Below are 22,062 nucleotides of genomic sequence, written 5' to 3'. Positions count from 1 at the left end.
GTCGGCGTGCCGAACGCCGTCACCCGTGGCACGCTGGGCAGATGAATTCGAGCCCGAAACGCGCTGCCCGCGACGTCAGCGACAACCGCGCCTTCCGGGTGCTCGCCCGGAGCGGCTACGCCGTCAACGGACTGCTGCACATCCTGATCGGCGCCATCGCGATCGGCATCGCCGTGGCGGGCGGGTCCGGCGGCGAGGCCGATCAGTCCGGCGCGCTCCGCGGCGTCTCCGACACGCCGGGCGGCCTGTTCGTGCTCTGGCTCGCCGTGGTGGGACTGTTCGCGCTCGGCCTCTGGCAGATGGTGCAGTTGCCCCTCATTACGGCTGGCGACGCCAAGAAGACGTGGGGGCGCCGGGCGACGGAGGCCGGCAAAGGCGTGGTCTACATCGCGCTGGGCATCACCGCCCTGGTGTTCGCCCTCGGCGGCTCCACCAGCTCGTCCGACTCCAGCCAGACGCTGAGCGCCCGGCTGCTGTCGACCCCCGGCGGCGTGTTCCTGCTGATCGCGATCGGACTCGCCGTGTTCGGCGGTGGCGTGGGGTTCGTGTCGATCGGCATCCGGCGCACGTTCCGCAAGCTCATCCGGGTTCCGTCCGGCGCGGCCGGACGCGGAGTCGTGGTGCTCGGCATGGTCGGGTACATCGCCAAGGGCATCGCGCTCGGCGTGGTGGGGGTGCTGTTCGTCGTGGCGGCGCTGACCGTCGACCCGGAGAAGGCCTCGGGACTGGACGGCGCGCTGAAGGCGCTGGCCGATCTGCCGTTCGGCATCGTGGTGCTGATCGCGGTGGGCATCGGGCTGATCGCGTACGGGGTCTTCCTCGGTGCCCGCGCGCGCCTGGCGCGCCTCGAGCGCTGAGGCCCAGCCCGCTACGCTGAGCGCGTGCCCGGCATCGATGCGTACCTGAGCGATCTCGACCACCCCGACCGCGAGGTGGTCCTGGCACTGCGCGAGGTCATCCTGGCCGCCGATCCGCGTGTGCACGAGCGGGTGAAGTGGAACGCACCGAGCTTCGCCCTGGCCGATGACTTCGCCACGCTCAACCTGCGGCCCCGCACCCCGGTGCGGGTCGTGCTGCACACGGGAGCGAAGCCACGGCCGGGGAATCCGGAGATCGTCGTCGACGATCCGGATGCGCTGCTCACCCGCCTCGCACCCGACCGGGCGGTCGTCGCCTTCGCCGACCTGCCCGCGGTGGAGTCCCGGCGCGACGCGTTCACCGCCATCCTCCGTCAGTGGATCGCGCAGGTCCCCGCCTGACGCCGCGGATGCCCGGCCGACGCCGTGGCCGCCCGGCCTGACGCTGCGGATGCCCCGGCTGCACCATGCGCCGGGCGCGGCGGGTGCACAGGCTCACGGGCGCGGGCGGTAGGCCGACAGCGGGGCGTTCGCGCCGTGGCCCTGGTTCTCGAACTGGTCCAGCAGCATCCCGTCGCCGTCGAACCGGTAACCCACCACGCGCCAGCCCTGCACCGAGACCCTCACCTGCACACCGTCGGCGGTGGCCGTGCCGGGCAGGTCGAGCGGGCCCTCGAAGTACCAGTACTCCGCGGCGGCCAGCTCGTCCGGGGTCTCGATCGACCGCCGATCCGTCGTGACGTACTGGAACGAGTCGGCCGGATGCTCGTCGAAGACCTCGCGCTTGTCGCCCCTCAGCACCGCGCGGAACGGCGCGAGTGCGTCGTCCTCCGCCTGCGAAGCGCTCCCGATGCGCGCGCGGGCGGCGTCGAACAGCGCCGTCACCCGGGCACGCAGGGCACCCATCGTGCTCGGCTCACCCGACATCCGCACGGCGTAGTCGTCGGGCACGGATGCCACGGCCTCACGCAGTTCGCGATAGCCCGGCGCCTCCCGCTCCACCGCCTCGGCCGTCAGCACCTGGGCGAGGTCGAACGGCGGCGCGGCACCGACCAGGTCGGACTCCCACGTCAGCAGCAGCCGCTCGGCCCGGTCGACGAACGCCTGCACCGCTGCCGGCGCCCCGTCGTCCAGCACCGCACCCGCGGACGCCGCCTCCGCGGTCCCGTCTCCGAGCACCGCACCCGCCGATCCATCGCCGAGACCGGGCGCCCCACCGGGCTCCCCCACGCGGTGGGTCCGCAGCGCGTACACCTCGTCGATCCCCGCGAGCCGCCCGGCACCGGAGGTCCCTTCGTCGAGGCCGGGCCCTCCCCTCCACGCACCCGCCGTCGGCCCCGCCGGCGTCTCCTCACCCACGACCTGCTCTTCCCCCACGATCCGCGCCTCGCCGAGCATCACCCACCCCGTCCACGGATCGGCCTCGACCGCTCCCGGCGCCACGATCCGCCCGCCCGCCACCGAGAACGCGACGATCCGCACCACCCGCGAATCGCACAGCACCTTCAGCTCGTACCCGGCGTCGCCCGCATCCAGCAACTCCCACCCGGCACCCCAGCCGGAGTCCTGCAGGTTGTTCCAGCCGCGCACCGTGTCGAACGTGGCGGTGGCCTCGGTCACCACCACCGATCCGTCGGTCGCGGTCGACACCGCATCGGTCTGCATCCCGGATGCCGCTGCGAACCGCACGCCGTTCCGGAAGCAGTGCGCCTCCAGACGCGACCCGTCGACGTCACCGCCCAGCGAGACGGTGACCCGCAACCGGGGTGCATCCGGTTCGTCGACGGCGTCGAGGCACATCAGAGCGCGCGACAGCAGACCACCCACCGCGAGGGCGTACCGGTGCTCGCCCTCGAGCGCCACCGCGGTCACGACTCCCTCGTGCAACACGTCGTCCACACCGTCGAGCTCCGAGACCAGCCGCAGCGTGAACCGCGCGGAGCCGGGCCCGTCGAGGTCGCCCGAACCACCGCCGCTCCCGCTGCCGTCGTGGCGCAGCTCCACGCGCGTCCAGCCGTCGTCGGCCAGCTCCGGCACCGCCACCCGTGCGTCGAACCACGGCGCCCCATCCGGCTGCTCCACCGAGAGCACCACCGAGGCGCCGGCCGGCGTCGGCCCGCCGAGCATCAGGGCGAACGCGGGGCTCCACCCCTCGGCTCGATACCCACCGGTCGAGGCGGCGTGAGCGTGCAGTGCGTGCGAGACGAGGAGTGCCATTGAGCAATCCTCATGGCTGTCGCGCCCAAGCGCAAGCGATCTTCGACCCTCGGTGCGGCCAATTATGTCGTGGCGGACGGCGCCTTCGGTGCCTCGCGAGAAGCTTTCTTCGCCTTCTTCTCGGCCTTCTTGCGATCCTCCGCCCGCTGCTTCTCGTCGAGCTCGCGCTTCTCCTCGTCCGAGGGCTCGGCGAACGCCGGCGCCGGCTCGCTCGGCGGGTTCCAGGCCTTGAGGATGGCCCAGGCCACCGCCGCGATCGGCACCGACAGCACCGCGCCGACGATGCCGCCGAGGATCGTGCCCGCGGTCAGCGCCACCAGGATGACCAGCGGATGCAGCTTCAGCGAGCGCGCCTGCACCACGGGCTGCAGGAAGTTGCCCTCGAGCTGGTTCACGGCGATCACGATCGCCACCACGATGAGCGCCACGACGGGTCCGTTGGCCACCAGCGCCACGAGCGCGGCCAGGATACCGGCCACGGTCGCGCCCACGATCGGGATGAAGGCGCCGATGAAGACGATCACCGCGAGCGGCAAGGCCAGCGGAACGCCGAGCACCGCGAGGCCGATCCCGATACCGGCGGCGTCGACGAACGCGATGATGGCCGTGCCGCGAACGTAGCCGCCGAGCGTCTTCACCGCGGTGCCGCCGATCCGTTGCCCGCGGGCGAGCGCGCGCCCGCGGAACGGGCGGAGGAAGAAGGCCCAGATCCGGTCGCCGTCCTTGAGGAAGAAGAACAGCACCACGACGGCCAGCAGCGCCCCGGTGACGACCTCGGCCGCAGCCGACACCCCGGCGAGCGCCCCGGTGCCGAACTGGCTGGAGGTGAAGAAGCCGACCACGGCGTCGCGTGCGCCGTCGAGCTGCGAGGGGTCGATCGGCAGGGCGCCGCTCTGCAGGTAGCCCGTGACCTGATCGACGCCGTCGCTCGCCGACTGCGACAGCTCGTCCCACTGCCCGCGCACCGCGAACACGATGAGGGTCACGATCCCGCCGAAGATCACGATGCCGCCGATCAGCGTGATCCAGGTCGCGACCATCGCGGGCACGCCGTGCCGCCGCATCCAGCGGATCACCGGCGACAGCGCCGCGGCCAGGATCAGCGCCACGAGCACCGGGATCACCACGAGCTTCAGCTGCACGAGCGCGAACACGATCACGGCCGCCAGCACCAGCCCGAGCAGGATCTGGGCACTGCGCAGCCCCACCTCGCCCAGCCGGTCGGTGAGCAGGTCACGCAGCGCGGGCCGCGGGTGGCGCCCCGCCGGCGCCGCGGCGCCGCCCGCATCCGTCGCCCCCGATGCGGTCGGAGGCTGCGGGGAGGTCGAGGACGCGTCGAGGCTCATGCCCTCAACCCTGCCATGAGCCCGCGCGACCTGCCCGCCCTTGCTCGTCCCCGATCCACCCCGCCGCGCCCCGCCCCGGCGGCGCCGCTCTTGCCGGGGTTGGCGGCGGCGCTCAGGCGGCGCTGCGGAGCGACTTCAGCCGGGTCAGGATGTCGGGCGCCCGGCGCTCGAACTGCGCCGCGCCGATCCGCAGCCCCACCACCAGGAACACCGCCCCCAGCACCACGCCCACCAGCAGCGTCAGCCAGCCGAACAGCGCCGAGGAGAACACCAGGCTGAGCACGGCCAGCACCGCCACCGGGATGAGCAGCGCGAGCGAGACCCCCCAGGCCGCGAAGCCCACCAGGGCGGTCGTGAACCCGGCGCCGGGTGCCGACTTGAACGGATTGTCGCCCGCCTGCGGCACCGGCACGATGATCAGCGCCGACGAGACGCTCACCACGCCGAACCCGCCGAGCAGGGCTCCCGCCGCGAGTCCGAGCAGCAACGGCAACGAGCCCCACGAGTCCGTGACGGCCACGGGGATGATCGTGCCGAGCAGTGCGAGCGGCACCGCGATCACGGCGAGCGCCGTCACGCGCCCGATCCGGTCGTCGATTCCGCGTACGCCGTCGGCCACGTGCGTGGCGAAGGCGGTGCCGTCGTAGGAGATGTCGGCGTAGATCGCGAGCGCCAGGAAGTAGGCGATCAGCGGGCCGGTGAGGTTCACCAGCCAGGGCAGCTCGGTGTTGTTGGAGTAGAACCAGAGCAGCACCGGTACGAGCGGCACGATGATCAGCTGGCGGGTGTAGCGCGGATCGCGGCGCCAGTAGGTGAGCGAGCGTGCGGCGATCGCCCCCGCGGGCGAGGCGGGCAGCACGCCGAACAGGCCGGTCTTACCGCGCGCCACACGCTTGGCCGACGAGGCCCGCGGCGTCACGAGCGCGATCGCGAGGCTCCGCCGCCACACCACGAGCAGGAGCGCCAGGGTGGCCAGCGCGATCGCGAACTTCACGAGGGCCGGCCCCCAGTCGCCGATCGCGATGTCGGCGGGAACCGACCACGGCGCTCCGAGCGGCGACCAGCTGAGCGCCCGGGCGATGTCGGGCAGGCCCTCGGCCGACGCGGCCACCCCGCGGCTGATGCCCGCGATCACCGGCCCGATCAGGATGAGCGGAATGAAGATCAGGATGCCGCCGACCTCGCGGAAGCGCCGGTTCGACTGCAGGCTGGTCGACAGCGCGGCCATGGTGCGCGACCCGATCACGCAGATGAGCACCGCGATCACGCCGCTCACCAGGGCGGCGACCGCGGCGGCGGGCGAGCGGATCCAGGTGGCCACCGTCGCCAGCACCGCGATCGAGGTGACGATCCCCGGCACGCCCAGGATGCCCGTGAGCGTGAGCCCCAGCATGAGCTGCCGCATCGACAGCGGGAACACGACGAGCCGCGCCGGGTCGAGCGTCTGCTCGATGCCGAAGGCCACCAGCGGCACCACGATCCAGCCCAGGATGAGCGCCGAACCGGCCAGGATCACGATGGTCGAGGCCAGTTCGACCGGCGCGAACCCCAGCGCGATCAGCCCCGCCACGGCGAGCGCCAGGATGCCGACCCCGTAGATCGCCCCGATGATCACGGCCACGAGCTGCCAGGGACTGCGCTTCAGCGAGTTGCGCAGCACCAGGAAGCGCAGCCTTACGAGCGCCGCAACCATTCCGGCCCCTCCGCGTGGGTGCGACCGCCGACGAGTTCGACGAAGCGGTCTTCGAGCGTGGATCCGCCGCGCACCTCGTCGACCGTGCCGGCCACGAGCACCCGGCCGTGGGCGACGACGGCGACGTGGTCGCACATCCGCTGCACCAGGTCCATCACGTGGCTGGAGACGATCACCGTGCCGCCGTTCTGCACGTAGCCGGTGAGGATGTCGCGGATGTTCGCGGCCGACACGGGGTCGACCGACTCGAACGGCTCGTCGAGCACGAGCAGGCTGGGCGCGTGCACGAGGGCGCAGGCCAGGGCGATCTTCTTGGTCATGCCGGCCGAGTAGTCGACGACGAGGGTACCGGCGGCGCTCTCGAGATCGAGCAGCCGCAGCAGGTCGCCGACGCGCTCGGCCACCTCGGCGCGGTCCAGGCCGAACAGCAGCCCGTTGTAGGTGACGAGCTGCTCACCGGTGAGCCGGTCGAAGAGCTTCACGCCGTCGGAGAGGTTGCCGACGAGGGCCTTGGCCTTCAGCGGCTCCCGCCACATGTCGACGCCGTGGACGAGCGACTGGCCGGCATCCGGGCGCAGCAGCCCCGTGGCCATCGACAGCGTCGTGGTCTTGCCGGCGCCGTTCGGGCCGACGAGACCGTAGAACGAGCCCGTGGGCACGCTCAGGCTGAGCGAGTCGACGGCCACCTTGTCGCCGAACCGCTTGCTGAGCCCGTTCAGCTGCAGCGCGACGTCGGTCGACGGCGCGGCGGCGGCCGGCGCGGGCACCCCGGCGGGTGCGACCGGCGCTCCCCCGGGAGCCGGAATGGATGGATCGGACATGCGTGTTCCCCTCACGTGTTGTCATCTGTCGTGTCGGCGACGGCATCACGGATGCGCGCACTAGCCCTCCCACTCTGCCCGCTCACCCCCGCCCGGGCCAACCGCCCACGCCGAAGTCGTCCACTCAGGTGGGCGTCCTACGCTCGGACGATGAGCCATCCGACGAGCGCACCGGCGAGTGCCCCGCAGCCGGCCCGCCGCGGTGCCGCCGCCGCGCGCTGGCGATCCCACCTCCTCTCCACGCTCTCGGGTCGGAGCGACGGACGCCCCGAGTGGGTCGCCGCGATGGCCGAGGGGGAGGATGCCGGCTACTTCGGCCCCGGGTCGGCCGCCTGGGCGGTGCACGGCGACATGGCGACGCTGGTCGCCGGCATCCGGGCCCTGCTCATGCAGACCCTGCATCCGGGGGCGATGGCGGGGGTGCACGACTGGTCGCGGTACCGGGAGGATCCGCTCGGCCGGCTCTCCGGCACCATCCGCTGGCTCGTCACGGTCACCTTCGCCGACACCGCGCTGGCGCGACACGAGTCGGGCCGCGTTGCACACTTCCACGACCGCGTGCGCGGAGACTACGTCGACGCCGCGGGAGTGACGCGCGCTTACTCGGCCGGCGATCCGGAGCTGCTGTCGTGGGTGCACCTGGTCTTCACCGACGCCTTCCTCGGCAGCCACACCCTCTGGGGCGGGCCGATCCGCGGCGGCGCGGACGGCTACGTGCGCGAGTGGGCGACGGCGGGCGAGCTGATCGGGGTGGCCGATCCGCCCCGCAGCGCCGCCGAGCTGCACGAACAGCTCGAGGCGTTCCGGCTGGCCGGCGTGCTGAAGAGCGACGAGCGCGTGGCCGAGGCCGTGCGCTTCATCCGCCGCCCACCGCTCGCGCGCGGCTTCCTTCCCGCCTACCGCATCCTCTTCGCCGGAGCCGTCGCGTCCCTGCCCCCGGAATACCGCCGGATGCTGGGCCTGCGCCGCTCCCCGCTGCCCGTCATCTGGGCCACCGGCCGGGTTCTCGCGATCGTCCGCAGCTTCATGGGCCGAGCCTCCTCCTCGGAGGCCGCCGCCCTGGCCCGCATCCGCCGCCTCGCCGCCGAGGGCAGATTCACCGCGCCCCGGTCGCTCTAGTGCCCGCCCGCGCCCGCCACGTCACCCGGCGTGACGGATCGGCGGGGCCCACCGCTTCGCCCTCTCGGCCGCCGTGTCCGCTGAGTCGGCTCGTCACCGGCCTCACGGGCCTCCTCACCGGCGGCCGGCGTCGCGGACCCCGTTCGGGCGGGCTGCTCGCGTGTGTCATCGAGGCGACCTTCTGGGATGCACGGGAACCGGTAGAGTTCTCTGTGAACGCGCGGGACGGATCGCCATCCCGCGACGAGGTGAAGGAGCGTTCCCGATGACGACAGTCGTGCTGCCGGAGGCGCCGCGCAAAGAGCTGCCGAAGCCGCTGAAGGGCGGCGTGTTCGTGATCTTCTGGCTGATCGCGCTCGCTCTCTGGTTCATCGCTCCGAACATCGCCGACCCGCGCCTGGGCGCATTCCTCATCGACACGGGCATCGTCTTCGCCTCGGTGGGCTTCGCCACCGCGCAGATCGGCTGGTTCGTGCCGTTCCGCAACACCCTGATCGCCGGCCTCGTCGCCATCGCGCTGTTCGCGCTCGGCGACTTCCTCGTGATCACCGAGCTCAGCTACTTCCTGCGCATCTTCGTGCCCTTCATCGCCCTGCTCTCGGCGCTGTACGCCACGGTCGGCCGCGTGAAGGTCTGGCACGGCTGAGCCACTGAGTCGAGCAAGCCGGCCCGCAGGCCCCCAGCCGCCGGCCCACCGGCCGGTCGAACCGGTGTTCTTCGGCTGACCGGAAGAACCGCGATTCTTCGGGAACGGATGCGCCGCCGGGCCCCGGATGCCGCGCCGCCGCTTGGTAGCGTCAGGCATGACCACCCCGCACATCCGTGATTTCCACCCCGACGACCTCGACGGCATCCTGCACCTCTGGGAGCAGGCCCGGCTGAGCGACGGCGAGCCCGTCTACGCGCTCTCCGAGGTCATCGCCTCCTGCCAGATCGACCACGCCGTGGTGGCCGTCGAGGGCGACCGGATCGTCGGCGCGGCCGTGGGCCGTGCCGCGCACGCGCAGGGCTGGATCGTGTTCTTCGCCACCGAGGCCTCGGTGCGCGACTCGGGCGTCGGAGCCCGGATGCTCGCCGCCCTCGAGCGCCACATGGCCCCGCTCGGCCTCGCCAAGCTCTCGGCGCTCATGCCCGAGTCCCAGGCCCGGCTCGACGACTTCACCGAGCAGGGCTTCGAGCTCAAACGCAACCTGCGGTACGTCGAGCGCGAGCTGCCGGTGCAGCGCGAGGAGCTGCTGGTGCTGCGCGAGCTCGGCGGCCGGCTGCTCCCTCGCGGCCTCTGGGACGCCGTCGGCGGCATGCAGAAGGAGAAGGAGATGCTCGAGCTGCGGCTCGTCACCCCCCTCGCCGAACCCGACCTGGCCGAGCGTTTCGGCGTCGTGCCGCCGCGCGCGGTGATGCTCTTCGGCCCTCCCGGCACCGGCAAGACCACGTTCGCCAAGGCCGTCGCCTCGCGCCTGGAGTGGTCGTTCGTGGAGGTCTTCCCCTCGCGCCTCGCCGGCGACCCGAAGGGCCTCGCGGGCGCGCTGCGCGAGACCTTCCAGAAGATCTCCGAGCTCGAGCACGCCGTGGTCTTCATCGACGAGGTGGAGGAGATCGCCTCGCATCGCCAGGGCGAGCCGCCCTCGCCCACGCAGGGCGTCACGAACGAACTGCTCAAGCTGATCCCGGAGTTCCGCGAGCAGTCGGGACGGCTGCTGATCTGCGCCACGAACTTCATCCGGGCGGTGGATGCCGCGTTCCTGCGCCACGGCCGCTTCGACTATGTCGTGCCGATCGGCCTCCCCGACACGGATGCCCGGCGCGCGATCTGGAGCGGCTACCTGCCCCGCGACGTGGCGGCGTCGGTGGATGTCGCGGTGCTGGTGGAGCACACGGCGGGCTTCACGCCGGCCGACATCGAGTTCTCGGCCCGCAAGGCCTCACAGGCCGCACTCGAGCGCGCGCTGCACGGCAGCATCCCGGTCGGCGCCGGCCACGGCGGGCCCGGTGCCGGCCCCGTGGGCCCGTCCACCGACGACTACCTCACCGCGGTGCGCTCGACCCGCCGCACGGTCTCCGACGACGTCGCCTTCGAGTTCCTCGAGGACATCGACCGGATCGCGCGCCTCTGACCCTCTGACCCGCCGAGGCCCCTAGGGCCGCTTCGCCCGGGGCAGCCCGGCCACGACGAGGTCGTAGGAGTTCACGATGAGGTCGGCCACGAGGGCGGCATCCGACCCCGGGCCGAGCGTCAGCGTCACCCAGTGCTTCTTGTTCATGTGGTAGCCGGGGATGATCCACGGATGCTCGCGCACCAGCGCCTCGGCGTGCGGCGGAGCGGCCTTCAGGGTGAGGGTTGCGGGCTCGCTCTCGAGGTCGGTCAGCGCGAAGACCTTGCCCACCACCTTGAACACCGAGGTCTCCGGCCCGAAGGGGCGCTCCTCGGTGGTGGCCGGCAGGCCGGCGCACACCTCGAGCGCCTCGCCGCGGGAGATGCCCGTCGAGTGACTCATGCCCCGAGGGTACTCCGGCCCACCGACGGCGTGGGGGCGCCGGATGTCGGTGGCCGCGATTAGCGTCGAGAGCGCACGACCGAGAACCCCACCACCCCCAGCACCCCTCACCCTTCACCCCTCACCCTCACCCCGAACAGAGCGAGCACCATGGCACCCGGCGGATTCGCCACGATCGACTTCGAGACCAGCGGGCTCGCGCCCTCCCGCGGCGCCCGCGCTCTGGAGATCGCGGTGGTGCACTCCGATGCCGACGGCGTCATCACGGGCCGGTGGGACACACTGATCAACGCGCACGGCCCGGTGGGCCCCACCTTCGTGCACCGCATCACCCGCGCCGCGCTGGTGAACGCCCCCGACTTCGGCGAGATCGCCCCCGAACTGCTCGAGCTGCTGCGCGGCCGGGTGGTCGTGGCGCACAACGCGGGTTTCGACCTGCGCTTCCTCGTCGCCGAACTCGAGCTGATCGGCTACCGCTTCGCCGCCCCGCCCGTCTCGCTCTGCACGCAGCGCCTGGCCCGCCGGTACCTGCCCGATTCACGGCGTTCCCTTGCCCGGCTGTGCGAGGTGTTCGGCATCGACCTCGAGGGCGCGCACCGCGCATCCGTCGACGCCTTCGCCACGGCCCAGCTGCTCGAGTGCTACCTCGCGAGCGCGCCCGACCGTTCGCTGTTCACCGCCCACCTCGCCCGGGCGGCCGCGGCGCCGTTCACGCCGCTGCCCTCGCGGGGGAAACGGTGGTACCCCCGCGAATCCGCAGGGGTACCGGAGGCCCGCCGGCCGGCGTTCAGCGCCGGGTCGTGGTGACCTCGCCCTCCACGATCGCGGTGAGCGCCGCCGTCGAAGGACGGGCTTCGGTGCCGGATGCCACGGAGGTGCGAGCCGCCGCGGCCGCTACCCCGCCGGCGCCCTCCTGCGCGGCCTCGGCCGCCTCATCCGTTCCCAGGTGGTCGTCGACGCTCATCGTCGACTCGTCGAAGGGCCGCTCCCCCGCGAGCACCGCGGTGAGCTGCTCGCGGTCCAGCTGCCGGGTCCAGGTGCCCACCAGCACGGTGGCCACGGCGTTCCCGGTGAAGTTGGTGAGCGCGCGCGCCTCCGACATGAAGCGGTCGATGCCCACGATCACGCCCACGCCGTCGACGAGGTCGGGCCGGTGGGCCTGCAGGCCGCCCGCCAGGGTGGCGAGCCCGGCGCCGGTGACACCGGCGGCGCCCTTCGAGGCCAGCATCATGAACAGCAGCAGCGAGATCTGCTCCCCCAGCGCCAGCGGCGTGCCCATCGCGCTGGCGATGAACAGCGACGACATCGTGAGGTAGATGGCCGTGCCGTCGAGGTTGAACGAGTAGCCGGTCGGCACCGTGATGCCGGCCACGGGCTTGGAGACGCCGATGTGCTCCATCTTGGCGATCAGCCGCGGCAGCGCCACCTCGCTCGAGGAGGTCGAGACGATCAACAGGTACTCGCGGGCCAGGTACTTCATCAGCCGGAAGATGTTGACGCGGGCCACCATCCACAGCAGCGAGCCGAGCACCACCACGATGAACAGCGCGCAGGTGATGTAGAACGCGATCATCAGCGTGCCGAGACTCAGGATGGCCTGGAACCCGGTGTTGCCCACCACGGCGGCGATGGCGCCGAAGGCTCCGATCGGGGCGACCCACATGATCATCGAGAGGATGCGGAACACCAGCGCCTGGATCTGCCGGATCGCGCCCAGGATCGGCACCCCGCGCGGCCCCATCTTCTGCAGCGCGAAACCGACGAGCAGCGCCACGAACAGCACCTGCAGGATGTTCCCGGCCGTCAGCGACGACAGCAGCGAGGTCGGGATGATCCCGAGCACGAACTCGGTGGGGGTGGCCGCCTCGGCGGAGTCGCCGGCGTCGTAGGTGCTCGCACCGATGTTCAGGCCCTCTCCGGGGTGGATGAGGTTGCCCACCACGAGGCCGATCGTCAGGGCGAAGGTCGACATCACGATGAAGTAGCCGAGCGCGAGCCCGCCCACCTTGCCGACGGTGGCGGCCTTCGCGATCGAACCGACGCCGAGCACGATCGTGCAGAAGATGATCGGCGCGATCATCATCTTGATCAGCCCCACGAAGGCGTCGCCGAGCGGCTTGAGCCCCACCGCGAACTCCGGGGCGAGCAGGCCGAGCGCCGCGCCCGAGACGACCGCGACGATCACGGCGATGTAGAGATAGTGCGAGGGGTCCAGCCGGCGGCGGGGTCTCCGGCCGGCCTCCCGGGTGCTCGATGACACGGTGCTCGACGACATGTGCTTCCCTCTTCCTTGAGTGCGGCCCACCGGGTGTTGGTCCTGGGGGGTCCGGATGCGTTCCGCCCAGACTGCGGGGGGCACCTGGGCTCGAGGGAGTTGTGTTCATACTGGTCGCGCACGGATCGTCCCGCGCGGCCGGAGCGCTGCCTACAGTAGGAGCACGCGGCGACGGGGCCGCGCACGACGACGGGATCGACGGATGAGCGGGATCGACGGATGAGACGGTGGAGCATCGCGACGCGGCTGCTGGCGTTGCAGTTCGTCGTCATCGTCGGCCTCACCGCCGCGGCCGTGGCACTGATCTGGGCCGACGCCCGTGCCGACGTGGAGCGGGACGCCGCGGCCCGCAGTCTCGCCGTGGCGGAGACGATCGCGCAGGATCCGTTCACGCTGGAGGGCGTGACGAGCGCCGACCCCAGCGCGACGCTGCAGCCCTACGCCGTCGCGGTGATGGAGGCCACCGGGATCGACTTCGTCACGATCATGTCGACCGACGGCATCCGCTACACGCACCGCGACCCCGCCGAGATCGGCAAGCCCTTCCTCGGCACCATCGACCGCGCGCTGGCCGGCGAGGCGTTCACCGAGACCTACACCGGCACGCTCGGCCCCTCGGTGCGGGCCGTGGTGCCGATCGAGGACGCCGCCGGGCAGGTCCGCGCGCTGATCGCGGCGGGCATCACCGTGTCGAACACGCAGGTGGCGCTCGGCGGCCGGATCGGCACCGTGCTGATCGCGGCGGCGCTCGCGCTGCTGGTCGGCGGAGCGGCGTCGTGGGCCCTCAGCCGTTACCTCCGGCGGGTCACCGGCGGGCGCGGTGCCGAGGAGATGAGCCGCATGTTCGCCTACTACGAGGGGGTGCTGCACGCCATCGGGGAGGGACTGGTGCTGCAGGACGACGCGCGCCGGGTGGTGCTCTACAACGACCGCGCGGCCGAGATGCTCGGGCTGCCGCCGCTCGCCGCCCGGCGCGGGGGCCGCGCCGATCCGGTCCCCTTGGCCGATCTCGCGCTGAGCGGTGCCGTCTCCGAGGTGCTGGCCGGCGTCGATCCGGTGGTCGATCAGATCTTGATCACGCCCACGCACGTGCTGGTGGTCGACCGCGACCGGATCGTGGCTCCCCGTGGCCGCGCCGGGTCCGGTAGGGCAGGCCACGCCGCGGCGGCCAGCGCCGGGGCGGGCAGGGCAGGCCGCGCAGGGCGGCGCAGCGCACCCGGGTTCGCCGGCACCGTCACCACGCTGCGCGACCACACCAAGCTGCAAGAGCTCACGGGCGAACTCGCCACCCTCACCACGCTCTCCGATGCGCTCCGCTCGCAGGCGCACGAGTTCGCGAACCGGCTGCACACGATGATCGCTTTGATCGAACTGGATCGCCCCGCGGAGGCGGCCGAACTCGCCGCCGGGGAGCTGGGCCTCAGTCAGCAGCTGGCCGATCGCATCCTGACCGCCCTCGACGAGCCGGTGCTGATGGCCCTGCTGCTCGGCAAGTCGGCGCAGGCCGCCGGGCGCGGCATCGACCTCGAGGTGTCGATCCCGCAGCCGCTGACCGGCGGCGCCGTGCCGCCGCGGGAGCTGATCACCATCGTCGGCAACCTGATCGACAACGCGATGGATGCCGTGGGCGGCCCGGGTTCGGGCTCGGTGACCGTGACGGTGCAGCCGTTGCCGGCACCGGACGACGGCCTCCTGATCGAGGTCTCCGACAGCGGGCCGGGACCGGATCCCGAGATCGCCGCCACCATGTTCGACCTGGGCCGCACGACCAAGGCGGGCGACAGCCACGGCATCGGTCTGGCGCTGGCCCGCCAGGCGGTGAACCGGTTGCACGGCTCGATCCGGGTGGACGGATCGGCGTTCACCGTCACGCTCCCCTCGGCGGTGGAGCCGGTTCCCACCCCGGCCGGCCGCTCATGAGCGACCCGGTCCAGCCGCCGCTGCGCGTGCTCGTGGTGGAGGACGAGCCGCTCACCGCCGACGCGCACGCCGCCTACCTGGGCCGGCTGGACGGCTTCGAGGTCGCCGGCATCGCGCACACGGGGCACGAGGCGATCCGGCTGCTGCGCGACGGCCTGGAAGGCACCGGCGAGCCCGTCGACCTGATCCTGCTCGACGTGAACCTGCCCGACACCACGGGGATCGACCTCTGCCGGCGCCTGCGTGCCGCCGGCATCGAGACCGACGTCATCGCGGTGACCGCCGTGCGCGACGCCGCGGTGGTGCGCAGCGCCGTCTCGCTCGGCATCGTGCAGTATTTGATCAAGCCCTTCGGTTTCGCTTTGTTCGCCGAGAAGCTGCGGGCCTACCGGGACTTCCACGACCGCATCGGCGCCTCGGCCGTGACCGACCAGCAGGAGGTCGACTCCACCTTGGCGGCACTCCGGCAGGGCTCAGGCACGCCCCTGCCGAAGGGCCTCACCGTCGAGACGCTGGACCGCATCCGGGCGCACCTTCGGGCCGCCGCCCCGGCCGGCCTCTCGGCGGCCGAGCTCGGCGCTCAGCTGACGCTCTCGAGGGTGACGGCTCGGCGGTACCTCGAGCACCTCACCGGCACCGGGGCCGCCGAGCGTGCCCAGCGGTACGGGACGCCCGGCCGACCCGAGGTCGAGTACCGGGCCTCCGCCCGCGCCTGACGCGGCTCAGTGACCGATCGGCACGCCCTGGGCGGCTCCCCCGGCCCCCGACTCGAGCAGTTCGTCGTCGCCGTGCGCCGACTCCGGCGGCCGCCGCACGAAGAACGAGGCCACGACACCGGCGAGCGAGATGATCGCCCCGCACAGGAAAGCCGCCTGGATGCCGGCCGCCGAGGAGGTGACCTGGCTCGCGCCGGTGGCCAGCTGGGTGACGGTGACGCCCGACATCACGGCGATGAACAGCGCGGTGCCTGCGGCGCCGGCGAGCTGCTGCACAGTGCCGATGATGGCCGAACCGTGCGAGTACAGCCGGGGCCGGAGCGATCCGAGGCCGGCGGTGAACAGCGGCGTGAACATGAACGCCAGGCCCACCGAGAGCGTGATGTGCGCGGCCAGCACGAACCACATCGAGGTGTACTCGTTCACCATGGTGAGGCCCCAGAGCACACCGCTCACGATGATCGCGCCCGGGATGACGAGCGGTCGCGGACCGACCTTGTCGTACAGCCGCCCCACGAACGGCGCCAGCGCGCCCATCACGAGACCGCCCGGCAGTAGCAGCAGACCGGTGGTGAGGGCGTCGAGCTGCAGCACGTTCTGCATGAAGAACGGCAGCACGATGATGGTGCCGAACAGCGCCATCATGCTCACCCCCATCAGCAGCACCGCCACCGTGAAGGTGCGCGAGCGGAAGGTGCGCAGATCCAGCAGCGCCCGGTCGGAGCGCTGCAGCGCCATCTGGCGCAGCACGAAGGCGGCGAGCGCCACGAGGCCCACGATCAGCGGCAGCCAGCTCGACACGAACGTGGCCGTGGCGCCGCCGATGTTGCTGAGCCCGTAGACCAGCCCGCCGAAGCCGAAGGCCGAGAGGATGACCGAGAACACGTCGATCGGCACGTCGCGCGGCACCGTCACGTTCTTGACCTTGAGGAAGCCGAGCACGAGCGAGCCGATGGCGATGGGCAGCACGAGGATGAACATCCAGCGCCAGGAGAGCGTGCTGAGGATGATGCCGGAGATGGTGGGCCCGATCGCCGGGGCCACCGAGATGACGATCGAGATGTTGCCCATCGTGCGCCCGCGCACGGCCGGCGGCACCAGGGTCATCACCGTCGTCATCAGCAGCGGCATCATGATGGCCGTACCGCTGGCCTGCACCACGCGCGCCACCAGCAGCACCTCGAAGCCGGGCGCGACGGCCGCGATCAGGGTGCCGATGCTGAACAGCGTCATGGCGGCGATGAAGATCGGCCGCGTGTTGAAGCGCTGCAGCAGGAAGCCCGTGATGGGGATGACCACCGCCATCGTGAGCATGAACGCCGTCGACAGCCACTGCGCGGCCACCTCGGTGATGTTCAGATCGACCACGAGGTGCGGGATGGCCACACCCATGATGGTCTCGTTCAGGATGACCACGAACGCGGAGACCAGCAGCAGGTTGATGACGAGCTTGTTGCGGCGTACGACCTGCACGCCGGAGTCACCCGCCGACTCGGCGAGGGTGGTGGAGGAGGTGTCGGTCACGGAGATCCTGTCGATGAGGGCGGGATGAGGTGGGGAAGAAGTGAGGGGAGAGCACGCGTGCTCTCAGGGGTGAACACGATCCGTAGCCTTCCGTATTCCACCGACATCCGGATCGACGACGGTCACGGAGTCGGAAGCCCGATGTGAACACTGTACACATTCCCGCCCGCTCGGCTCAAGCCCCCGTGCCGGGCCGCCGTCCCGCCAGCAGCCGCAGTCCCACCACCGCGGCCAGGGCCGCCACCAGGCACATCCCGATCACCGTCGCGAGCGTCGCGCCCCACCCGCGGCCGTCGTACACGAGCCCCACGGCCCAGCCGAAGAAGGCGGTGCCGCCGAGCCAGGAGAGCTGGTAGATCGCCGTGGCCTGCGCGCGGCCGACGCGCGCCATCCGTCCGCTCAGCCCGCTGGCCACCGGATGCGCGCTGAAGCAGCCGATCGTGAACACCACGAGCCCAAGGATGGCCACCGCCAGAACGTCGCTGGCCAGCAGCAGCGCTCCCCCGATCATCACCGCGATGCCGCAGAGCATCACGCGCAGCGGGCCGAAGCGGCGCACCAGCCCGCCCGAGACCCGGCTGGCGACGGTGCCGGCCAGGTAGGCCAGGAACAGCAGGCTCACCAGGGCCTCGGGCACGAAGAACGGGCTGCCCACCACGTGGAAGCTGAAGTAGTTGTACACCACCGCGAACGCGCCCATCAGCAGGAACCCCTGGGCGAACAGGGCGAGCATCGTGGGGTCGCGGAGGTTGGCGAACACGCGTCGCCGCAGTGTCGGTCCGCCGGCCGGCGCGGGCCGGAAACCGCGCGCCTCGGGAACCAGCAGGCAGAACGCGAGAGCGGCCAGGGCACCGAGCACCGCCACCGCCTCGAGCCCGATCCGCCAGCCCACCGATTCCGACAGCGGACCGGCCACCAGCCGCCCCACGATCCCGCCGATGGTGTTGCCGGCCACGTAGGTGCCGGCGGCCACCGACACCCAGTCGACGTGCAGCTCTTCGGCGAGGTAGGCCACGGCCACCGCGGGCACCGCTCCCAGAGCCAGGCCCACGAAGCCGCGCGCCAGCAGAACGGTCTCGAAGGTGGGCATGAGCGGCACCGTGAACGAGATCGCGGTCGCGGCGACCAGCGAGATCTTCATGGCCGTGGTGCGGCCGATCCGGTCGGCGACGGATGCCCACGGCAGCACCGAGATCGCCAGCCCGATCGTGGTGGCCGAGACCGTCAGGGCCGCGGTGGCGGAGGAGATGCCGAGGTCGGTGCGGAGTGCGGGCAGCACCGCCTGCGCGTCGAACACCTGCGCGAAGGTGGCGAAGCCGGCCGCGAACAAGGCGAACACGATGCGGCGGTAGGCGCTCTCCCCGCGCTCGAAGCCGCGCCAGCCGGATCCCGGTCCCGAGGCGCCGCGCGAATTCACCTGCACAGCTTGGCACGACGCGGGCGGCGCCTCCGAATCGGCGGGCGGCGGGGCGTCTCCCCCCGATGCCTTTGTGATGTGCCACGATGCTTGCGTGATGTGAAAGACTCGTCGCAACCTCCCCGCCGGCGACCGAAAGCCCTTCGATGACTGAACACACCGAACCCGAACTCGCCGAGATCGCCGCCCGGCTGGCCCAGTCGGTCGGCCGTCTGAACCGCCGCATCCGGGCCAGCAGCGCGCTGACGCCGGGTCAGGTCTCGGCGCTGGCCACGATTGTGCGCTGCGGCCCGATCCGTCCGGGCGATGTGGCGCGCATCGAGAACGTCGCCGCCCCCACCGTCACGCGCCTGCTCGCCGACCTCGAGAACCGCGCGCTGGTCACCCGCAGCGCCGATCCCGACGACGGTCGCTCCTTCTTCGTGGAGGGCACCGCGGCGGGCGCCGAAGCCATCGACCAGGCCCGCGCCGAGCGCGCCGAGCGCGTGCTCGCCGTCTTCGAAGAGCTCGACGCCGATCAGATCGCCCGGATCGCCGCGGCCCTCGACGCCCTCGACGTGGCGGCCGGACTCACCGCCGAATAGCCGAACTGCCGAATGGCCGAGCGGTGCCCTCGGCGCCGCGCCCGGGGCCCTACACGAAGGGGTTCGACAGCACGCCGATACCCGAGATCTCCACCTCGACGGTGTCTCCGGACTCCATCGAGCCGATCCCGGCCGGCGTACCGGTGAGGATGACGTCGCCCGGCAGCAGCGTGAACACCGCGGAGGCGTACTCCACGATCGCGGCCACACCGTGGATCATGTCGGTCAGCGGGGCGCTCTGCTTGAGCACGCCGTTCAGGCGGGTCTCCACGGTCGAAGCCGCGAGGTCGAACTCGGTCTCGATCACGGGGCCGAGCGGGCAGAACGTGTCGAAGCCCTTCGCGCGGGCCCACTGGCCGTCGCTCTTCTGCAGGTCGCGCGCCGTCACGTCGTTGGCCACCGTGTAGCCGAAGATCACGCTCGCCGCATCCGCCGCCGCCACGTTCTTCGCCACCGAGCCGATCACGATCGCCAGCTCGCCCTCGTAGTCGACGCGGTTCGACTGGCGGGGCCGCACGATCCGGTCGCCCGGGCCGATCACCGAGGTGTTGGGCTTGAGGAACAGCAGCGGCTCCTTGGGCGCCTCGCCTGTCCCCATCTCGGCCACGTGGTCGTGGTAGTTCTTGCCCACCGCCACCACCTTGGAGCGGGGGATGACCGGTGCCAGCAGGGTGGCGTCGGCCAGCGGCACCCGCTCCCCCGTGGTGTCGAACCCGGCGTACATGGGGTCGCCGTTCAGCACCACCAGGTCGGTGCTCCCGGCCTCGTTCTGGTCGAGAATGCCGAAGTTGATGGCGCCCTGATGGCTGAACCGTGCGATCTTCATGCCTCAACCCTACGGCGACGACAGCGCGCCGCCCACCGGCCGGAGCGGTCGCTCAGGCGTCCAGCCGGGTGAGCCAGCCGTGGCGGTCGGCGATGCGGCCGTACTGGATGTCGGTCAGCTCCTGGCGGATCGACATCGTCAGCTCGCCGGCGGGCGCGTTCTCGTCGCCGATCGTCTCCCCGGGCGACTTGAGCGCCGAGATGGGCGTGATGACGGCTGCCGTGCCGCAGGCGAACACTTCGGTGATCTCGCCGGATGCCACGCCCTCGCGCCACTCGTCGATGGTCACGTCGCGCTCCTCCACCGTCAGCCCGCGGTCCTTCGCCAGCTGGATGATGCTGTCGCGCGTGATGCCCTCGAGGATGGTGCCGGTGAGGCGCGGGGTGACGATCCTGCCGCCCTGGTGCACGAAGAACACGTTCATGCCGCCGAGCTCGTCGACGTGCTCGCCGGTCTCGCCGTCGAGGAAGAGCACCTGGGCGCATCCGTTCTCGTAGGCCTCCTGCTGCGGCAGCAGCGAGGCCGCGTAGTTGCCGCCGCACTTGGCGGCGCCCGTGCCGCCACGGCCGGCGCGCGAGTACTCGGTCGAGAGCCAGATCGACACCGGCGAGACGCCGCCCGAGAAGTAGGCGCCCGCGGGGCTCGCGATCACGTAGTAGCCCACCTTCTGCGAGGGCCGCACGCCGAGGAACGACTCGTTCGCGATCATGAACGGGCGGATGTAGAGGCTCGTCTCGGGTGCGCTCGGCACCCAGCCGCCGTCGATGGCGACGAGCTGCTTGAGCGACTCCACGAAGTCCTCGGTGGCGAGCTCGGGCAACGCGAGGCGGCGGGCGGAGCGCTGCAGGCGCTCGGCGTTCTTCTCGGGGCGGAAGGTCCAGATCGAGCCGTCGGCGTGGCGGTAGGCCTTGAGTCCTTCGAAGATCTCCTGCGCGTAGTGCAGCACGGCGGCCGAGGGGTCCAGCAGCAGCGGGCCGTACGGGATGACCTCGGCGTCGTGCCAGCCGTCGGCGATCGTCCAGTCGATCTTCACCATGTGGTCGGTGAAGTGCTTTCCGAAGCCGGGGTCGGACAGGATGACCTCGCGCTCGGCCTCGTCACGCGCATCCTGCGACGGCGTGAGCTCGAACCGGAGGGGGAAGGTGGAGGTCGGTGCGATGGTCATGATGAGTCTTTCGTCAGTGGGTCGGAGTGAGTGCGGGGGCGGCGAGCGCGGCCACGATGGCGTCGCCGATCTCGGCCGTGCGGCGGGCGGATCCGTCGCGCGAGGCGATGTCGGCCACGACGGCCGTGCGCACGCGGGCGGCCGCATCCGGCAGCTGCAGGTGATCGAGCATCAGCGCGACCGAGAGGATCGCGGCGGTGGGATCGGCCTTCTGCTGCCCCGCGATGTCGGGAGCGGATCCGTGGACCGGTTCGAACATCGAGGGATGCGTGCCGTCGGGGTTGATGTTGCCCGAGGCCGCCAGTCCGATGCCGCCGCTGATCGCGCCGGCCAGGTCGGTGAGGATGTCGCCGAAGAGGTTGTCCGTGACGATGACATCGAATCTAGCAGGATCGGTGACCAGGAAGATGGTCGCGGCGTCGACGTGCAGGTAATCGACGGCCACTTCTGGGAAGGTGGCCCCCACCTCGTCGACGATGCGCTTCCAGAGGGTGCCCGAGAAGGTGAGCACGTTGGTCTTGTGCACCAGCGTGAGCTTCTTGCGACGAGCGGATGCGCGTGCGAAGGCGTCGCGCACGACGCGCTCGACGCCGTACGCGGTGTTGACCGAGACCTCGTTGGCGATCTCGTGCGGCGTGCCCACGCGGATGGAGCCGCCGGTGCCGACGTACGGGCCCTCGGTGCCCTCGCGCACCACGACGAAGTCGACGTCGCCGTGCTCGGCCAGCGGGCTGGGCACGCCCGGGTAGATCGTGGTCGGCCGCAGGTTGACGTAGTGGTCGAGCGTGAAGCGCAGTTTCAGCAGCAGCCCGCGCTCGATGTTCGCGCCCGCCAGGCGCGGGTCGCCGGGCACGCCGCCGACGGCGCCGAGCAGGATGACGTCGTTGGCCTGGATGGCGGCCAGATCCTCGTCGGTGAGGGTGTCACCGGTCTCGAGGTAGCGGGCGGCCCCCAGCGAGAACTCCGTCTTCTCGAACGCGACCCCGGCATCCGCCGTCACCGCATCCAGAACCTTGACGGCCTCCGCGACCACCTCCGGCCCGATTCCGTCACCAGGGATAAGGGCCAGCTTGATCGCGCGCGTCAT

20 protein-coding genes are annotated in these 22,062 nt (G+C 71.6%); 9 read left to right on the top strand and 11 right to left on the bottom strand.

Translation table 11 applies throughout. The annotated features are described in order from the left end of the window. Positions 1–41: 41 nt before the first annotated feature. Together ACN4JJ_RS04245 and ACN4JJ_RS04240 are read left to right on the top strand one after the other, a co-directional pair. Positions 42–857 carry a DUF1206 domain-containing protein gene (locus ACN4JJ_RS04245; protein ID WP_440708656.1) on the top strand — a complete coding sequence of 272 codons (816 nt, stop codon included), beginning with the start codon at positions 42–44 and terminating at the stop codon, positions 855–857. 24 nt (positions 858–881) lie between these two features. Then, a complete protein-coding gene (locus tag ACN4JJ_RS04240) occupies positions 882–1,259 on the top strand; it encodes a DUF1801 domain-containing protein (protein ID WP_440708655.1) in 378 nt (125 codons plus the stop codon). 93 nt (positions 1,260–1,352) lie between these two features. On the opposite strand, the gene ACN4JJ_RS04235 is transcribed toward ACN4JJ_RS04240, so the two are convergent. The 4 genes from ACN4JJ_RS04235 to ACN4JJ_RS04220 form a co-directional block, all read right to left on the bottom strand. Continuing rightward, positions 1,353–3,074 carry a hypothetical protein gene (locus ACN4JJ_RS04235; protein ID WP_440708654.1) on the bottom strand — a complete coding sequence of 574 codons (1,722 nt, stop codon included), beginning with the start codon at positions 3,072–3,074 and terminating at the stop codon, positions 1,353–1,355. 62 nt (positions 3,075–3,136) lie between these two features. Continuing rightward, positions 3,137–4,420 carry an AI-2E family transporter gene (locus ACN4JJ_RS04230; protein ID WP_440708653.1) on the bottom strand — a complete coding sequence of 428 codons (1,284 nt, stop codon included), beginning with the start codon at positions 4,418–4,420 and terminating at the stop codon, positions 3,137–3,139. A 112-nt stretch (positions 4,421–4,532) separates the two neighbouring features. Then, positions 4,533–6,113: a transporter gene (locus ACN4JJ_RS04225; RefSeq protein WP_440708652.1), complete on the bottom strand. Its 1,581-nt coding sequence runs from the start codon at positions 6,111–6,113 to the stop codon at positions 4,533–4,535. After that, the gene (locus ACN4JJ_RS04220) at positions 6,095–6,934 is read right to left on the bottom strand and encodes an ABC transporter ATP-binding protein (protein ID WP_440708651.1); all 840 of its coding nucleotides are present in this window, start codon (positions 6,932–6,934) and stop codon (positions 6,095–6,097) included. The genes ACN4JJ_RS04225 and ACN4JJ_RS04220 overlap by 19 nt, the downstream gene beginning before the upstream one ends. Before the next feature lie 150 nt (positions 6,935–7,084). Here ACN4JJ_RS04220 and ACN4JJ_RS04215 point away from each other — a divergent pair, with 150 nt between their 5' ends. From ACN4JJ_RS04215 to ACN4JJ_RS04205, 3 genes are all read left to right on the top strand, one after another. Then, complete coding sequence (locus tag ACN4JJ_RS04215; protein ID WP_440708650.1) at positions 7,085–8,053, top strand: oxygenase MpaB family protein; 969 nt, start codon at positions 7,085–7,087, stop codon at positions 8,051–8,053. A 265-nt stretch (positions 8,054–8,318) separates the two neighbouring features. Next, positions 8,319–8,699, top strand: coding sequence for a hypothetical protein (locus ACN4JJ_RS04210; protein ID WP_440708649.1), 381 nt, complete (start codon positions 8,319–8,321; stop codon positions 8,697–8,699). 157 nt (positions 8,700–8,856) lie between these two features. Then, positions 8,857–10,167, top strand: a complete 1,311-nt coding sequence (locus tag ACN4JJ_RS04205) for an ATP-binding protein (RefSeq protein ID WP_440708648.1) — start codon at positions 8,857–8,859, stop codon at positions 10,165–10,167. A 21-nt stretch (positions 10,168–10,188) separates the two neighbouring features. Here the strand turns inward: ACN4JJ_RS04205 and ACN4JJ_RS04200 are convergent, their stop codons facing one another. After that, positions 10,189–10,548, bottom strand: coding sequence for an MmcQ/YjbR family DNA-binding protein (locus ACN4JJ_RS04200; protein ID WP_440708647.1), 360 nt, complete (start codon positions 10,546–10,548; stop codon positions 10,189–10,191). Positions 10,549–10,698: 150 nt separating this feature from the next. Between ACN4JJ_RS04200 and ACN4JJ_RS04195 the strand changes: the two genes are divergently transcribed. Then, the gene (locus tag ACN4JJ_RS04195; RefSeq protein WP_440708646.1) at positions 10,699–11,355 is read left to right on the top strand and encodes a 3'-5' exonuclease; all 657 of its coding nucleotides are present in this window, start codon (positions 10,699–10,701) and stop codon (positions 11,353–11,355) included. Here the strand turns inward: ACN4JJ_RS04195 and ACN4JJ_RS04190 are convergent. Next, entirely contained in the window at positions 11,336–12,823 is a 1,488-nt protein-coding gene (locus ACN4JJ_RS04190) for a cation:dicarboxylate symporter family transporter (protein WP_440708645.1), read from the bottom strand. The genes ACN4JJ_RS04195 and ACN4JJ_RS04190 overlap by 20 nt on opposite strands. Positions 12,824–13,042: 219 nt before the next feature. On the opposite strand from ACN4JJ_RS04190, the gene ACN4JJ_RS04185 reads away from it, so the two are divergent. Both ACN4JJ_RS04185 and ACN4JJ_RS04180 read left to right on the top strand, forming a co-directional pair. Next, complete coding sequence (locus tag ACN4JJ_RS04185) at positions 13,043–14,743, top strand: sensor histidine kinase (RefSeq protein WP_440708644.1); 1,701 nt, start codon at positions 13,043–13,045, stop codon at positions 14,741–14,743. After that, on the top strand, positions 14,740–15,459 hold the full coding sequence (locus ACN4JJ_RS04180) for a response regulator (RefSeq protein WP_440708643.1): 720 nt from the start codon (positions 14,740–14,742) through the stop codon (positions 15,457–15,459). The genes ACN4JJ_RS04185 and ACN4JJ_RS04180 overlap by 4 nt, the downstream gene beginning before the upstream one ends. 6 nt (positions 15,460–15,465) lie before the next feature. On the opposite strand, the gene ACN4JJ_RS04175 is transcribed toward ACN4JJ_RS04180, so the two are convergent. Both ACN4JJ_RS04175 and ACN4JJ_RS04170 read right to left on the bottom strand, forming a co-directional pair. Beyond that, complete coding sequence (locus ACN4JJ_RS04175; RefSeq protein WP_440708642.1) at positions 15,466–16,983, bottom strand: MDR family MFS transporter; 1,518 nt, start codon at positions 16,981–16,983, stop codon at positions 15,466–15,468. Between the two features lie 175 nt (positions 16,984–17,158). After that, positions 17,159–18,400 (bottom strand): MFS transporter, encoded by a 1,242-nt coding sequence (locus tag ACN4JJ_RS04170; RefSeq protein ID WP_440708641.1) that lies wholly within the window; start codon positions 18,398–18,400, stop codon positions 17,159–17,161. A gap of 146 nt (positions 18,401–18,546) precedes the next feature. On the opposite strand from ACN4JJ_RS04170, the gene ACN4JJ_RS04165 reads away from it, so the two are divergent. Continuing rightward, the gene (locus ACN4JJ_RS04165; RefSeq protein WP_440708640.1) at positions 18,547–18,984 is read left to right on the top strand and encodes a MarR family winged helix-turn-helix transcriptional regulator; all 438 of its coding nucleotides are present in this window, start codon (positions 18,547–18,549) and stop codon (positions 18,982–18,984) included. Positions 18,985–19,033: 49 nt separating this feature from the next. Here ACN4JJ_RS04165 and ACN4JJ_RS04160 read toward each other — a convergent pair whose 3' ends face one another. The 3 genes from ACN4JJ_RS04160 to ACN4JJ_RS04150 are packed head-to-tail and all read right to left on the bottom strand — an operon-like array spanning position 19,034 to position 22,062. After that, positions 19,034–19,810: a fumarylacetoacetate hydrolase family protein gene (locus ACN4JJ_RS04160; protein ID WP_440708639.1), complete on the bottom strand. Its 777-nt coding sequence runs from the start codon at positions 19,808–19,810 to the stop codon at positions 19,034–19,036. A 52-nt stretch (positions 19,811–19,862) separates the two neighbouring features. Continuing rightward, a complete protein-coding gene (locus ACN4JJ_RS04155; RefSeq protein WP_440708638.1) occupies positions 19,863–20,975 on the bottom strand; it encodes a branched-chain amino acid aminotransferase in 1,113 nt (370 codons plus the stop codon). A 13-nt stretch (positions 20,976–20,988) separates the two neighbouring features. Next, complete coding sequence (locus tag ACN4JJ_RS04150; RefSeq protein WP_440708637.1) at positions 20,989–22,062, bottom strand: 3-isopropylmalate dehydrogenase; 1,074 nt, start codon at positions 22,060–22,062, stop codon at positions 20,989–20,991.

It is taken from the genome of Herbiconiux dendrobii, assembly GCF_052048175.1.
Taxonomy (GTDB): domain Bacteria; phylum Actinomycetota; class Actinomycetes; order Actinomycetales; family Microbacteriaceae; genus Herbiconiux.
This window is presented reverse-complemented; position numbering and strand designations above follow the sequence as displayed.